This window comes from Spongiactinospora sp. TRM90649 (assembly GCF_029382225.1).
Lineage (GTDB): Bacteria > Actinomycetota > Actinomycetes > Streptosporangiales > Streptosporangiaceae > Spongiactinospora.
The window spans coordinates 16,624-30,448 of the sequence record NZ_JARLTC010000029.1 but is presented as its reverse complement, the minus strand read 5'-3'; the positions used below and the strand labels follow the sequence as shown (position 1 = coordinate 30,448).

At 71.8% G+C, this 13,825-nt stretch carries 14 protein-coding genes; 5 read left to right on the top strand and 9 right to left on the bottom strand.

Going from position 1 to position 13,825, the window contains the following annotated elements; translation table 11 throughout:
- Window position 1: 1 nt before the first annotated feature.
- Window positions 2-313: a hydroxyisourate hydrolase gene (gene uraH / locus P3X83_RS29625; RefSeq protein WP_277308557.1), complete on the bottom strand. Its 312-nt coding sequence runs from the start codon at window positions 311-313 to the stop codon at window positions 2-4.
- Window positions 310-834 carry a 2-oxo-4-hydroxy-4-carboxy-5-ureidoimidazoline decarboxylase gene (uraD, locus tag P3X83_RS29620; protein WP_277308556.1) on the bottom strand — a complete coding sequence of 175 codons (525 nt, stop codon included), beginning with the start codon at window positions 832-834 and terminating at the stop codon, window positions 310-312. Before uraD ends, uraH begins: the two co-directional genes overlap by 4 nt.
- A 141-nt stretch (window positions 835-975) precedes the next feature.
- Between uraD and P3X83_RS29615 the strand changes: the two genes are divergently transcribed.
- Complete coding sequence (locus P3X83_RS29615; RefSeq protein WP_277308555.1) at window positions 976-1,815, top strand: deoxyribonuclease IV; 840 nt, start codon at window positions 976-978, stop codon at window positions 1,813-1,815.
- Between the two features lie 612 nt (window positions 1,816-2,427).
- Here P3X83_RS29615 and P3X83_RS29610 read toward each other — a convergent pair.
- From P3X83_RS29610 to P3X83_RS29600, 3 genes are all read right to left on the bottom strand, one after another.
- Window positions 2,428-3,177: a LytTR family DNA-binding domain-containing protein gene (locus P3X83_RS29610; protein WP_277308554.1), complete on the bottom strand. Its 750-nt coding sequence runs from the start codon at window positions 3,175-3,177 to the stop codon at window positions 2,428-2,430.
- A gap of 65 nt (window positions 3,178-3,242) precedes the next feature.
- Window positions 3,243-4,439 (bottom strand): histidine kinase, encoded by a 1,197-nt coding sequence (locus P3X83_RS29605; protein ID WP_277308552.1) that lies wholly within the window; start codon window positions 4,437-4,439, stop codon window positions 3,243-3,245.
- Window positions 4,440-4,545: 106 nt separating this feature from the next.
- Window positions 4,546-5,157 (bottom strand): molybdopterin-dependent oxidoreductase, encoded by a 612-nt coding sequence (locus P3X83_RS29600; protein WP_277308551.1) that lies wholly within the window; start codon window positions 5,155-5,157, stop codon window positions 4,546-4,548.
- A gap of 321 nt (window positions 5,158-5,478) precedes the next feature.
- On the opposite strand from P3X83_RS29600, the gene aroF reads away from it, so the two are divergent.
- Complete coding sequence (gene aroF / locus P3X83_RS29595; protein ID WP_277308550.1) at window positions 5,479-6,525, top strand: 3-deoxy-7-phosphoheptulonate synthase; 1,047 nt, start codon at window positions 5,479-5,481, stop codon at window positions 6,523-6,525.
- A gap of 94 nt (window positions 6,526-6,619) precedes the next feature.
- The gene (locus P3X83_RS29590) at window positions 6,620-6,916 is read left to right on the top strand and encodes a YiaA/YiaB family inner membrane protein (protein ID WP_277308549.1); all 297 of its coding nucleotides are present in this window, start codon (window positions 6,620-6,622) and stop codon (window positions 6,914-6,916) included.
- Between the two features lie 19 nt (window positions 6,917-6,935).
- Here the strand turns inward: P3X83_RS29590 and thiI are convergent, their stop codons facing one another.
- The 3 genes from thiI to P3X83_RS29575 form a co-directional block, all read right to left on the bottom strand.
- Complete coding sequence (thiI, locus tag P3X83_RS29585; RefSeq protein WP_277308548.1) at window positions 6,936-8,168, bottom strand: tRNA uracil 4-sulfurtransferase ThiI; 1,233 nt, start codon at window positions 8,166-8,168, stop codon at window positions 6,936-6,938.
- A 113-nt stretch (window positions 8,169-8,281) separates the two neighbouring features.
- Window positions 8,282-8,941 (bottom strand): response regulator transcription factor, encoded by a 660-nt coding sequence (locus P3X83_RS29580; protein WP_277308547.1) that lies wholly within the window; start codon window positions 8,939-8,941, stop codon window positions 8,282-8,284.
- Between the two features lies 1 nt (window position 8,942).
- Window positions 8,943-10,091, bottom strand: coding sequence for a DUF5931 domain-containing protein (locus P3X83_RS29575; protein WP_277308546.1), 1,149 nt, complete (start codon window positions 10,089-10,091; stop codon window positions 8,943-8,945).
- A gap of 144 nt (window positions 10,092-10,235) precedes the next feature.
- Between P3X83_RS29575 and P3X83_RS29570 the strand changes: the two genes are divergently transcribed.
- Window positions 10,236-11,048 (top strand): MHYT domain-containing protein, encoded by an 813-nt coding sequence (locus P3X83_RS29570; RefSeq protein WP_277308545.1) that lies wholly within the window; start codon window positions 10,236-10,238, stop codon window positions 11,046-11,048.
- A 140-nt stretch (window positions 11,049-11,188) separates the two neighbouring features.
- On the opposite strand, the gene P3X83_RS29565 is transcribed toward P3X83_RS29570, so the two are convergent.
- Window positions 11,189-12,214, bottom strand: a complete 1,026-nt coding sequence (locus P3X83_RS29565; RefSeq protein WP_277308544.1) for a 6-phosphofructokinase — start codon at window positions 12,212-12,214, stop codon at window positions 11,189-11,191.
- A 135-nt stretch (window positions 12,215-12,349) separates the two neighbouring features.
- On the opposite strand from P3X83_RS29565, the gene P3X83_RS29560 reads away from it, so the two are divergent.
- On the top strand, window positions 12,350-13,819 hold the full coding sequence (locus P3X83_RS29560; RefSeq protein WP_277308543.1) for a glycerol kinase: 1,470 nt from the start codon (window positions 12,350-12,352) through the stop codon (window positions 13,817-13,819).
- The last annotated feature ends 6 nt before the right edge of the window (window positions 13,820-13,825 follow it).

Below are 13,825 nucleotides of genomic sequence, written 5' to 3'. Positions count from 1 at the left end.
GCTAGCTCCCCCGATAGGTCGTGTAGGCGAACGGGCTCAGCAGCAGCGGCACGTGGTAATGCGCGTCCGGGTCGGCGACCGTGAAGGTCACGGTGGCCTCCGGGTAGAAGGTCTCCATGCCGCGGCCCGCGAAGTAGTGGCCGGTCTCGAACACGAGACGGTGCACCCCTCTGCCCGGCTTCCAGCCCCCGACGCGCCCTTCGGCGTCGGTTCGTCTCTCGTCGATCACGCCGTCGCGGCTTTCCAGCCGTACCGCGATCCCCTCCGCGGGACGCCCGATCGACGCGTCCAGCACGTGGGTCGACAGGCTCATATGACCCCCTCCAGCAACTTGATCACCCGCAACCCGGTGATCTTGGCCAGTTCGGCACGGACCACCCGCCTCTCACGCCTCTCGTCGTTCGACAGGCGGGCGTGTAGCAGCGCGAGCATCTCCTCCCCCGAGCGCCCGGTCGCGCAGACCAGGTAAACGTGACCGAAGCGCCGCTCGTAGGCGTGGTTGCCCGCCACGAGCGCGTCGCGCGTCGCCTCGCCGGCCTCCGCGACACCGGACTGTTCCCCACGCGACCATGACGCTTCTCTAGCCTTCCCCGGCCCCGCTTCCCCGATGCGCGGATGGGCCGCCAACGCCTCAATGACGCACGACCACGGCAGTTGGAGTACCGACTGTTCGACGGAGGTGACCAGATCCTCCCGATCGGCGAACGGCCGCCGCCCCTCGACGGCGGCGGCGAAGCGGGCCGCGGCGCAGCATGACAGCAGCGCCTCCCGCGCCCGGGCCGCGCTCAGCGCGTTGAACGCGGCGAGCGCCGTGTCGTGTTCGCCTTCCGGCATGTGATCCAGTAGACACACCCGGGCTTGGCGCGGTCCATGACGTGGGCGGCCAAGCCGCGCCCCGGATCGGGGCCGCCTTTCGTCTCATGCTCCAACCGGCCGCTCCGGCAGTCTCCCCGCCGCCATAAACTTGCGGGCACCATGAGCGTTAACTCACTGATCGGCGGCCATGTCATGGTCGCCGGCGGCCTGGCGACGGGCGGCCTCAAGTACGCCGACGAGATCGGCGCGGAGATGATCCAGGTCTTCGTGTCCAACCCGCGCGGGTGGGCCCTCGCGGCGGGCGATCCCGCCCAGGACGCCCGGCTGCGCGAGTCGGGCATGCCGGCCTTCGTGCACTCGCCGTACCTGGTGAACCTCGGGTCGCCCACCCCGGAGACCCTGGAGAAGTCCGTGGCCAGCGTGCGGCACAGCTTGCGGCGGGGCGCCGCGATCGGCGCGCTGGGCGTGGTGGTGCACGCCGGCTCCGCCGTGAACAGGCCCAAAGAGGAGGCGCTGCGGCAGGTCCGCGAGCACCTGCTGCCGCTGCTGGACGCCATCCCTGACGACGGCCCCGACCTGCTGCTCGAACCGATGGCGGGCCAGGGCCAGGTGCTCTGCGCCACCGTGCAGGACCTCGGCCCCTACCTCGACGCGCTCGACCACCACCCGCGCGCCGGCATCTGCCTGGACACCTGCCACGCCTTCGCGGCGGGCCACGACCTGTCCACCCCGGACGGCGTGCGCGAGACCTTCGACGCCCTGCACGAGATCGCCCCCGGCCGCCTGAAGCTGATCCACGCCAACGACTCCAAGGACCCGGTCGGCTCCAAGCGCGACAACCACGAGAACATCGGCGCGGGCCATATCGGCGCCGAAGCCTTCGCCGAGATCATGCGCCACCCCGTCGCGGCAGGCATCCCCCTGTGCATCGAAACCCCCGGCAAGTCCCCCGAACACCGCGAGGACATCGACCTCCTCAAGAAACTCCGCACCACCTGACCCCACTCACCCACCGCGACCTCCATGCTCCCGAAGGCGGCGCCCCAACGGCGCGGAGGGGGTGCCTCGTCGGTGGGTAGGCGGGCAGGGGGGTGGGACCGCGGCGAGTTGTGGTGGGCGGGGATCGCATGGTGTCGGGCTTCGCCGCGGCTTCGTGGCGTGAGGAGGGCGCCCGTGGGGCTTGCGATCCGGCCGCCCCCGCGGGCCGGATCGCAAGCCGGCTTGGTGCCGGTGCGGGCGCCCTCGTCACGCCGGAGCCGCCTGGCCCCTCCCCCCCGGTCAGGGGCCAGGCGGCGCGGGGTGACACCCGAATGTCACCCTGGTCGCCGTGTGCCGGGTCATTGCGAGCCGACTGGCTCTGTCCCCCCGGCGCACGGTCTCGGCTCCGACACGCGCAACATTACGGTCACGATCATTCGCGTGGCACCCGGTTGAGACCCCACTCTGCCAACGGTCTGTAGTCAGCGCCGTGCGGAGAGTCGCCGAACGTCGAGCGGTGGCCGGGGCGCGACGAGCGGTCTGTCAGACCCGGAGCACGCCCCCGGTAGTGACCCCCCTGGAGGGCTTCACACTCCGCCTCGCGGGGGTTCCGGGCATGGTCGGGAGAATGGGTCAGGAGGAGCGCGGCAGGGCCCTGAACTGGCGGACGAGCTGCTCCCTGACCTGGCGGGTGTGCCTGCGGCTGACCGGGAGGGTCTCGGTGCCGACCTGGAGGATGGCCCGGCCGTCCTCGAAGCGCAGCTCCTGGACGTGCCGCGCGGACACCAGCGTGCTGCGGTGGATCCGGATGAACCCCGCGCCCGCCCAGCGCCGTTCGAGGGCCGCCAGCGACATCCGCACCAGGTAGCTGCCGTCGACCGTGTGCAGCCGGACGTAGTCGCCCTTGGCCTCGGCGAACCACACGGCGTGCTGCGGCACGAACCTGGTGCGCCCGCCCAGCTCGACCGGGATCATCTCCTCCTCGCCCGCGGGCGGGCCGGAGGGCGTCACCGCCGCGGCCAGCCGCCCCACCGCCTCGGCCAGCCGCTCGGCCCTGACGGGTTTGAGCAGGTAGTCGATGGCCTGAAGCTCGAAGGCGCGCACCGCCCCCTCCTCGTGGCCGGTGACGAACACCAACCCGGGAGGCGCGGGAAAGCCGCGGATCATGCGGGCCAGCTCCAGCCCGTCGAAGCCGGGCATGCGGATGTCGAGGAACACGCCGTCGAGCCGCTCGCCGGTGCCGATCATCTGGACCATGTCCTGGAGCGCCGTCACGCCGTCGGTCGCGGTGACCACGTGCCCGATGCGCGCGTCGTGTCGCAGCAGGAAGGCCAGCTCCTCCAGAGCGGGCAACTCGTCGTCGACAGCGAGAACGCGCAGCATGGTCTCAACGCTGCCGTGCCGCCGCCGACATCGCAAGCGAAACGGTAACTACCCGTAAAGAAAAACTACCGACCGTTATCGGGATGCGTGATTCGGTTCTTGGGTACCCGCAACCGCACCGTGGTGCCCCCTCCCAGGGTGCTCTCCACCTGCAGTCCGTAGTCCTCTCCGTAGATCCGCCGCAGCCGTACGTCCACGTTCGCCAGCCCGATGCCGCCACGGGTGGCGCGCAGCCGCGCGGGGTCCATGCCCATGCCGTCGTCCTCCACGCTGATGTGGGTCTCCGGCCCGGCGTCGCTGACCACGACGCGCACCTGGCCGACGCCGTCCCGGCCGCCGAGGCCGTGCTTGACCGCGTTCTCCACCAGGGGCTGCACGCACAGGATCGGCACGCGGGCGCGCAGCGCCTCCGGGGCCACCTGGACGGTGAACCGCAGCCGCTCGCCGTACCTGGCGCGTTCGAGCAGCAGGTAGCGGTCGACGCAGCCGAGCTCCTCGGCCAGCGTGGTCAGCTCGCGGGAGCGGCGCAGCGCGTGCCTGGCGAAGTCGGCGAAGTCGAGCAGCAGGTCTCTGGCCCGGTCGGGATCGGTGCGGACGAAACCGGCGATCGCGGTGAGCGAGTTGTAGACGAAGTGCGGAGAGATCTGGGCGCGCAGCGCGCGCATCTCCGCCTCGCTGGCGCGGCGGCGGCAGGTGTCGAGCTCGGCGAGTTCGAGGCGGCCGGACACCCAGCGCCCGGCCTCGGCGACCCCTCCCGCGAAGTCGGCGCTCACCGCGGGGACGAAGGCCGACAGCGCGCCCACCAGCTCGCCGTCAACCGTGAGCGGGACGGTCACGACGCCGCCGAGCGGGCAGGCGGCGCGTTCGCAGCCGTGCTCCCCGGCCACGTGGGGACGCCCCCTGGCGAGCGCCGAGCGGGCGTGCGCCAGCGCGTCGGCCGCGTGCCCGGCCGGGCTCTCCGCGCCCGCCCAGGCGACGACGCCGTCGGCGGGCACCACGGCCACCGCCTCGCCGCCCAGCAGCGCGCGCAGGTGGCGGGCGGTCACCCGCGCCGAGTGGCGATTCAGCCCGGTGCGCAGCGCGGGCGCCACCATGGTGGCCGCGTTCAGCTCGTGCAGCACGGCCAGCGCGTGCACCGCGTACGGCGTGCCCGGCGCGGGCCCGCAGCGGGACGGCGGGAGCGCGCGCGGCCACAGCCGCAGCAGAAGGTGGCCGACAAGGGCACTCAACAGGCACAAGAGCACCCATCCGGTCGTGGACATGCGCGCCACGGTAGTCAATCAGACACCGTCGGTGAGGTCGAACGCGACTGCCGGTCACGACCGGGGCCGCCTTTCGCCGGGTTATCGGCGAAGGAGCGGTACGCGATCAGGGCGGCCCATCACCTGGTTCCTCCTGGTAGGAGTAGCGCTGCTCGCGCCAGGGGTCGCCGATGTTGTGGTAGCCGCGGTCCTCCCAGAAGCCCCGGCGGTCCTCGACCATGTACTCCACGGCCCGGACCCACTTCACGCTCTTCCACGCGTACAGGTGGGGCACGATGGCCCGCACCGGATACCCGCGGTCCGGGGAGATCGGCTTCTCCTCCAGCTCCGTGGCGAGCAGGGCGGCCCGGAAGTCGCTCACCCGCACGTTGGCGCTGTAGCCGTACTCGCCCCAGATCATCACGTGGCGCACGTTCGGCGACGCCGGGACCGCCGCCATGAGGTCGCCCGCCGTCACCCCGCGCCACTCGTTGCCCATGATCGAGAACTTGGTCACGCAGTGGAAGTCGGCCAGGACGGTCGTCTTCGGCAGCGCCTCGAAGTCGCCCCAGGTCAGCACGCGCTCCAAGCCGTCGGCGGTGGCGCCGAAGACCCGGAAGTCCCATGACTCGGGACGGAACGCGGGCACGCGACCGTAGTGGATCACCGGTCTGCCCCGGGGGACGTACTGCCCCGGTGGCAGGCGGGACTCTCCCCGAGGAGGCTCGGGTAGATCCACCGCCGCTCCCTTCCGCCGCTTCGCACGCGATGTTCCGGCACGACCTTATGGCCGGACATAGCCGGGCACTCGAACCATCCTGCCACCGACACGCCGGGCTCACCGACCCGGGCGGGCCTCTCGGACCCTCCTCGGATGCGCTACGATATGCGGCGATGAGTACAGCGTCCTGGTTTTGGTATGGCGACGGGCCCGTGGGTCGGACCGTTCGCCACCAGGTGCTGCACTGACATCTGAAGGCGTTCGAAAGGCCCCGGGTCCATCAGGACCCGGGGCCTTTCGCATTTCCGGTCCCATCACACCCACAGGAAGAAGCAGCGCATGGTCATCGTGATGACACCAGAGGCCACCGCCGAAGACGTGGACGCGATCGTCGAACTGGTCGCGACCGCGGGCGGCGAGGCGTTCGTCAGCCGCGGCGTCAGCCGTACGATCGTCGGGCTGGTCGGTGACGTGGCGCAGTTCAGCGCGCTGAACCTGCGCGGCATGGCCGGGGTCGCCGACGTGATGCGGATCTCCACGCCCTACAAACTGGTGAGCAGGGACAACCATCCTGAACGCACCACGGTCATGGTGGGCGGGGTGCCCATCGGGCCGGACACCGTCACGCTGATCGCCGGGCCGTGCGCGGTGGAGACCCCGCAGCAGACCCTGGAGGCGGCCGAGATGGCCAAGGCCGCAGGGGCCACGCTGCTGCGCGGCGGGGCCTACAAGCCGCGCACGTCCCCGTACGCCTTCCAGGGGCTCGGTGAGGCCGGCCTGCGCATCCTGGCGGACGTGCGCGAGGCGACCGGGCTGCCGATCGTGACCGAGGTGGTGGACGCCCACGACGTGCCGCTGGTGGCCTCCTACGCCGACATGCTCCAGGTCGGCACCCGCAACGCGCAGAACTTCGCGCTGCTGCAGGCGGTCGGGGCGTCGGGACGGCCGGTGCTGCTCAAGCGCGGCATGAACGCCACCATCGAGGAGTGGCTGATGGCGGCCGAGTACATCGCCCAGCGCGGCAACCTCGACATCGTGCTGTGCGAGCGGGGCATCCGCACCTTCGAGACCGCCACCCGCAACACGCTGGACGTCTCGGCCGTGCCGGTCGCCCAGCGCCTGTCCCACCTGCCGGTGGTCGTCGATCCCTCGCACTCCGGCGGGCGGCGCGAGCTGGTGCTGCCGCTGACGCGGGCTGCCATCGCGGCGGGCGCGGACGGCATCATCGTGGACGTCCACCCGCAGCCGGAGCAGGCGCTGGTGGACGGCCCGCAGGCGCTGGTCAACGGTGACCTCCGGGAGCTGGCCCGGGTCATGCGGCAGTTCCCGCCGCTGCTCGGGCGTACGGCGGCGACCGCCACGGCGCCGCCGCTGACCGCCGTCTGACCACGCGATCCGTCCGCCGGGAGCATCCTACTCACGAGTAACTTAAGCACTGCTACTCATGCGGAGGGTGCTCCCGCACGGCGACGATCGACACATGAGCAAACCGCTGAGCAAGGCGATGAATCCATCCGTCAGCCCCGCGTACTACGTGCAGGCGGTCCTGTCGTTCGGGGCCTCCCTGGCCGCCCTGGCCATCGGAGTGGCCTACCTGCCGGTCACCGGGTGGATCAGGGGGTTCCTGGCGGTCGGCGTCCTGTACGTCGTCACCTCGGCCTTCACGCTGGCCAAGGTGGTGCGGGACCGCCAGGAGGTCACCCAGGTGACCAGCCGCGTGGACCAAGCCCGCCTGGACCGCCTGCTGGCCGAGCACGACCCGTTCAAGGGCGACTGAGCGGGCGGGGCCCGGCCGCTCAGGCGTTGAGCTTGTACTCCTGCAGCGAGTCGGCGAGCTGGACGGCGAGCTCCTCGGCGTCCAGGCGGCGCTCGATCTGCTTGAGGTCCTCGATCTTGGCACGGGTCTCCGCGCGGCGCGGAGCCAGCAGCGTGCAGCAGTCCTCGTCGGGCAGCTCGGAGATCTCCAGGGTGCCGATCCGGCGAGCCTCGGCCATGATCTCGGTCTTGTCCAGGCCGATCAGCGGGCGCAGGATGGGCAGCTCCACGGCGTGGTCCTGCGCGGTGATGTTCTGCAGGGTCTGGGAGGAGACCTGGCCGAGCGAGTCGCCGGTGACCAGCGCGCCCGCGTGGATGCGCTGGGCGACCTCCTCGGCCGTCTTCAGCATCAGCCGCCGCTGCGCGATCACGGCCAGGCGGTCCTGGCCGGAGGCGCGGATCGACTGCTGGGCCTTGCCGAACGGCACCACCCACAGCCGGGAGCGGCCCTGGAAGCGGTCCAGCGACCGCACCAGCGCGTACGCCTTGTAGATCGACTCGGAGGTGGTGAACGGGATGCCGGAGAAGTGCAGGAAGTCGACCCGCAGGCCGCGCCGCATCATCCGGTAGGCGGCCACCGGGGAGTCGATGCCGCCGGACATCAGCACCAGCGCGCGCCCGCTCACCCCGACCGGCAGGCCGCCCTGGCCGGGCAGGCCGTCGGTGAAGACGAACACCTCGTCGCGGTCGACCTCGATGTGGACGGTCAGCTCGGGGTTGCTGAGATCGACCGGCAGGCCGAAGACGTTGTTGATCTCGCCGCCGACCGTGCGGTCGAGCTCGTTGGAGCGCATCGGGAACCGCTTGTCGCGGCGGCGCGAGCGCACCGCGAACCGCGGCTTGCCCGGCCGGGCGCGGGTCTGGAGGCGGTCCTCCACCAGCGCGAGCGCGGCCTTGGTGACCATGCCGGGGTCCTTCTCGACCCGCCAGGCGACGTGGACCCACACCAGGCCTGGGACGTCGGTGACGCGCTTGGCCACCTTCTCGGCCAGTTCGACGGCGGTGCCGGCGGGCAGGAAGATCGCGATCACGCCGTGCCGCTGGCGCACCTCGACGGGCACGCCGCAGTCGCGCAGCGCGGCCCTGATGTTGGCCTGCAGCCTTCGCTCGAACTGTTCGCGGTTCTTGCCCTTCAGCACGACCTCGCCCAGCTTGAGCAGCACGCAAGGCTCGCCGAGCGCGGCCGGCGTCGCTACGGACGTCCCGTCGAGCATCTGTGTTTCCTCCGCTGGGGGATCAAGGGGATTTCCCGGTGGCGCGCACGCCCGCGGCCTGGCGGGCGAGGCGGCAATCGTGTCAACGCGTGCCCCGGCAACTTTAGTCCGGTTCAGGTGTCGTCGAGCCCCTGCTCTATGACATACCTCACCAGCTCCACGCGATTATGCAGATGCAGCTTGTTGAGGGTGTTCTGCACGTGATTCTGGACGGTTCTGTGGGAGAGCACGAGCCGCTCGGCGATCTGCCGGTACGACAGGCCCTTGGCGACCAGCCGCAGCACCTCGGTCTCGCGCCGGGTCAGCCGGGGACGCGCCTCGGCGTCGGCGGGCTGGGCGGCCAGCCTGCGGTATTCGCCGAGCACGAGCCCGGCCAGGCCGGGGGTGAAGACGGCGTCGCCCTCGGCGGTGCGGCGGACGGCGTCCAGGAACTCCTCCCGGCTCGCCGATTTCACCAGATATCCGGATGCGCCCGCCTTGACCGCCTCCAGCACGTCCGACTGCTCCGCGCTCGCCGACAGCACCAGCACCCGGGCCGGATGCTCGCCCGCCACCAGCCGGCGCGTCACCTCCACGCCGGACATGCCGGGCATCTGGAGGTCGAGCACGACGACCTCGGGCCGTGCCGCGGACGCGATCCTGACCGCCTGCCGCCCGTCTCCCGCCGTCGCGACCACGTCGCACCCGGCCTCGGCGAGATCGCGCGCCACGCCGTCCCGCCACATCGGGTGGTCGTCCACCACCATCACCCGCAAGCCGTTCACGCCAGCCACCCTATGGCCGGACGGCGGGCACGCTCAGCTCCACCTCCGTGCCCTGACCGGGAGCGGAGGTGATGCTCACCCGGCCGCCCAGATCGGCGACGCGCCCCAGGATCGACTGGGCGACGCCGAGACGGCCCGCCGCCGCGGCCTCCTCCAGCCGCCCCGCCGCGATGCCGGGGCCGTCGTCCCTGACCGTGACGGTGACGACGCCGCCCTCGCTCTCGGCGAGGATCCAGGCGTGCGCCGACTCCCCGCAGTGACGGCGGACGTTCTCCAGCGCGGCGGCCACGGCCGCGGCGGTCTCACGGGCGGTCTCGGCGGGCATGTGGAGCGGCGTCGCCGGTGTGGAGACGGTCACCCCGGCGCCGCCGTGGGCGCGCAGCAGGGGCCGCAGGTCGCAGTCGCCGGTCGCGGCGGCCGGCTCGCGCTCGATGGTGACCAGCTCGCGCAGCGCCGCCTCCTGCTCCCCCGCCAAACGCCCCAGCTCGGCCGCCTCACCGCCGATCTCGGCGCCCCGGCGCTGCACCAGGGCGAGCACCTGGAGCACCGAGTCGTGGATGCCTCTGGCCAGCCGCTCCCGCTCGCGCCCGGCCGCCTCGATCTCGACGGCCCGCTGCACGCGCTCCTCGGCCCTGCGGGCGAGCCGGGCGACGTGGCCCACCAGGACCCCGGCGAAGAAGAGCAGCACGACCCCGTTGACGGACACCGAGGCGAGCCCGAACTCGGAGACGTCGCGGATCCCGCGCAGCCACAGGTCGGTGCCCGCGACGACGGCGGCGCCCGCCGCGCCAGCCACGGGGCCGTGCCGTACGCCCCAGGCGATGACCGGCGCGCCCATCCAGGTCGCGGTGATCGGCAGGTTTCCCGCCTGGTAGGGCCCCTGCACGTACGGCGTGGCCAGCAGGCAGCCCACGGTGACGAGCATGTCGGCCCCGAGCACGGGCCAGCCGCGCAGCCGCGGGGCGGCGTACGCGTAGATCGTGACCGCGGTCCACGCGGCCATCACGCCCATGACCAGCGCCGCCGCCACGGGGCGGTGATAGCCGTCGGCGCGCACCAGCAGCGCCGCCGCGTAGACCAGGGACGCCACCCGGAACACCGCGATGGTCCGCCAGAACGGCCCTTCGACGCCCACCTTCCAGTCCTTTCGCCGGGTCATTCATAGCGCACGGGGACGTATTCGGGCATCCGCCGCCGTCTTCAGTTCGTCAGCCCGATATGTCAGAAGGTGATGGGCGCTCATGTTCACTCGCGACTACTGCCATACTTCGCAAAAAGCACAAAACCCAAGGACACGGGGCATATGTCGCACATCCAGCACTTCGCGTACGCGTGGTTCGTCCCCGCGATCGCCTTCGCCGTCTCCGGCACGGGAGCCCTGCTCGGGCTGCTCCTCACCGGGCGCGCCCGCCTGGCCGACGGCGGAGCCCGCGCGGGCTGGCTGATCGGCGCGGCGCTGTCCATCGGCGGCACCGGCATCTGGGCCATGCACTTCGTCGCCATGGCCGGGTTCTCGGTCGCCGGCACGCGGATCCGCTACGACGTGCCCTTCACCGTGCTGTCGGCGCTGCTGGCCGTCGTGGTGGTCGGCGCGGGCCTGTTCCTGGTGTCGCGGCGCGGCGAGCGGCCGGACGCCCTGCTCGGCGGCGGCGCGCTGACCGGGCTCGGCGTCGCGGGGATGCACTACCTGGGCATGGCGGCGATGAACATGAACGCCGAGGTCGCCTACGACCCGATGCTCGTGGCCCTGTCGGTGCTCGTCGCGGTGGTGGCGGCGACCGTCGCGCTGTGGTTCACGCTGCGCGTTCGCGGGGCCCTGGCCACCGTCGCCGCCGCGCTGATCATGGGCGTGGCCGTCAACGGCATGCACTACCTGGGCATGTTCGCGATGCGGGTGCGGGTGACGTCGGCCACGGGCGACCTGCCGGGCGCGGACCCGATCGACTTCCTGCTGCCGGTGCTCACCGTGGTCGCCGTCGTGACGCTCGGCCTGCTGCTCGCGGTGGCGCTGTCGCCGTCGGAACGGGAGCTGCGCTCGGAGTCGGCGCTCCAGGACCGGCTGTCCGCGGGCCGGGAGAGGGACCGAGACAGAGACGGGGACCGGGCCGGGCGTTGATGTACGGCCTGCGCCTCGCGGGCCGCTTCAGTCGGGGCGCAAGCCGTACATGGAGGGGATGTAAGCGGATTACCGCTGACGCCCGGAACACTAGGGCGGGCCGCTTGCAATCCGCTTACAAAGATCCACTCCCGGTACGGCTAGCCGAAGAAGACCTCGGCCTCCTGGTAGCGCTCGACCGGAACGGTCTTCAGCTCCTTGGTCGCCTCGTCGAGGCCGACCCGGACGATGCGGGTGCCCTGCAGCGCGACCATCTTCCCGAAGTCGCCCTCATGCACGGCGTCGATCGCCTGCAGGCCGAACCGGGTGGCGAGCACGCGGTCGAACGCGGTCGGGGTGCCGCCGCGCTGGATGTGGCCGAGCACCGTGGTGCGGGCCTCCTTGCCGATCCGCTTCTCGATCTCCTTGGCCAGCATCTCGCCGATGCCGCCCAGCCGCACGTGCCCGAAGGAGTCGAGCTCGCCCGTCTGCAGGGTCATCTGCCCCTCAAGCGGGTGGGCGCCCTCCGCCACCACGATTATCGGCGCGTAACGCGTCTTGAAGCGGCTCTCGACGTATTCGCAGACGCGCTCGATGTCGAACGGCTTCTCCGGGATCAGGATGACGTTGGCCCCGGCGGCCATGCCCGCGTGCAGCGCGATCCAGCCCGCGTGCCGTCCCATGACCTCGCAGATCAGCACGCGGTGGTGGGACTCGGCGGTGGTGTGCAGCCGGTCGATGGCCTCCATCGCGATGTTCACCGCGGTGTCGAAGCCGAAGGTGTAGTCGGTGGAGCCGAGGTCGTTGTCGATCGTCTTCGGCACGCCGACGACCCGCACGCCCAGATCGTAGAGCTGCTTGGCGACGCCGAGGGTGTCCTCGCCGCCGATGGCGATCAACGCGTCCACGCCGGTGGCGGCGAGGTTCTCGTTGATACGCTCCACACCGCCGTCGATCTTGATCGGGTTGGTCCGCGAGGAGCCGAGGATCGTGCCGCCGCGCGGCAGGATGCCCCGCACCGCCTGGACGTCGAGAGGCATCGTCTCGCCTTCGAGCGGACCGCGCCAGCCGTCCCGGAATCCTACGAACTCATGCCCGTAGACGCTCACGCCCTTGCGAACGGCGGCCCTGATGACGGCGTTGAGCCCTGGGCAGTCACCGCCCCCGGTGAGCACTCCTATACGCATAGCGGGTTCCTCCCGATGGGTTGCACGGCCGGACTCTCAAAGGTAGTAGCGTCGGCGACCGGGCAGACCCGTTCGCCGACCCTGGCATTCTGCCCCAGGCGGAATCAATGGTCTAGACCAAACGCGAGGAGTGTCATGAGTGTCCTGGCCGTCGACGCAGGTACCACCGGAGTGACGGCGGTGGTCGTCACCGAGGACGGCCGCGTCGACTCCCGCGGATACCAGGAGTTCGCCCAGCACTTCCCGGAGCCGGGCCGGGTGGAGCACGCGCCGGAGGAGATCTGGCAGGCGGTGCTGGCGGCCTGCCGCGCCGCGCTGGACGCCGCCACGGTGACCCCGACCTGCGTCGGCATCACCAACCAGCGTGAGACCGCCGTGCTGTGGGACCGTTCCACCCTCGCCGCGCCGCGCCGCGCGATCGTCTGGCAGGACCGCCGCAGCGCGGGCGTCTGCGCCCGGCTGCGCGACGCTGGACACGAACCGCGCGTGGCCGAGCTGACCGGCCTGCGTCTGGACCCGTACTTCACCGGCACCAAGCTCACCTGGCTGGCCGAGCACGACCCGCGCGCCTGGGCTGGCGTCACGGAAGGCCGTACCGCCCTGGGCACCGTCGACTCCTACCTGATCGCCCGGATGACCGGCGGCGCCAGGCACGTCACCGACGCCTCCAACGCCTCCCGCACGCTGCTCTACGACCTGGCCGAGGGCGGCTGGTCCGACGAGCTGTGCGAGCTGTTCGGCGTGCCCCGCCGGGCGCTTCCGGAGATCGTGCCCAACCACGGCGTGGTCGGCCGTACCGACACGGGCTCGTTCCTGGGCCTCGACCTGCCGATCAGCGGCCTGGCGGGCGACCAGCAGGCCGCGCTGTTCGGGCAGACCTGCTTCTCCCCCGGCGACGTGAAGTGCACCTACGGCACCGGCTCCTTCGTGCTCATCAACACCGGCGGCGAGCTGGTGCGCTCCCAGGAGGGGCTGCTGACCACGGTGGCCTGGCAGGACCCCTCCGGCGAGATCACCTACGCGCTGGAGGGCGCGATCTTCGTCACCGGCGCCGCCATCCAGTGGCTGCGCGACGGCCTCGGCCTGGTCAACACCGCCCCCGAGACCCAGGCGATCGCCCGCACGGTGCCCGACTCCGGCGGTGTGGTGTTCGTGCCCGCGCTCACCGGGCTCGGCGCCCCGCACTGGGACCCCGGCGCCCGAGGCACCATCTGCGGCATCACCAGGGGCACCACCAGGGCCCACCTGGTCCGCGCGACGCTTGAGGCCATCGCCTTCGAGGTGCGCGACGTGGTGGAGGTCATGACCGGCGCGGCCGGGCTGCCGGTGCCGGTGCTCAAGTCCGACGGCGGTGCGAGCGGCAACGACCTGCTCATGCAGTACCAGGCCGACCAGCTCGCCACCCCCGTGGAGCGCCCGGTGGTCCACGACACCACCGCGCTGGGCGCGGCGTTCCTGGCCGGGCTCGGCGCGGGCGTGTGGTCCTCCACCGACGAGCTGCGCCAGACCTGGCGGCTCGACCGCCGCTTCGAGCCGGGCACGCGCGACGACGACGCGTACCGGCTGTGGGGCAGGGCGGTCGAGCGCGCCCGCGCCTGGGTCTGAGCTCCC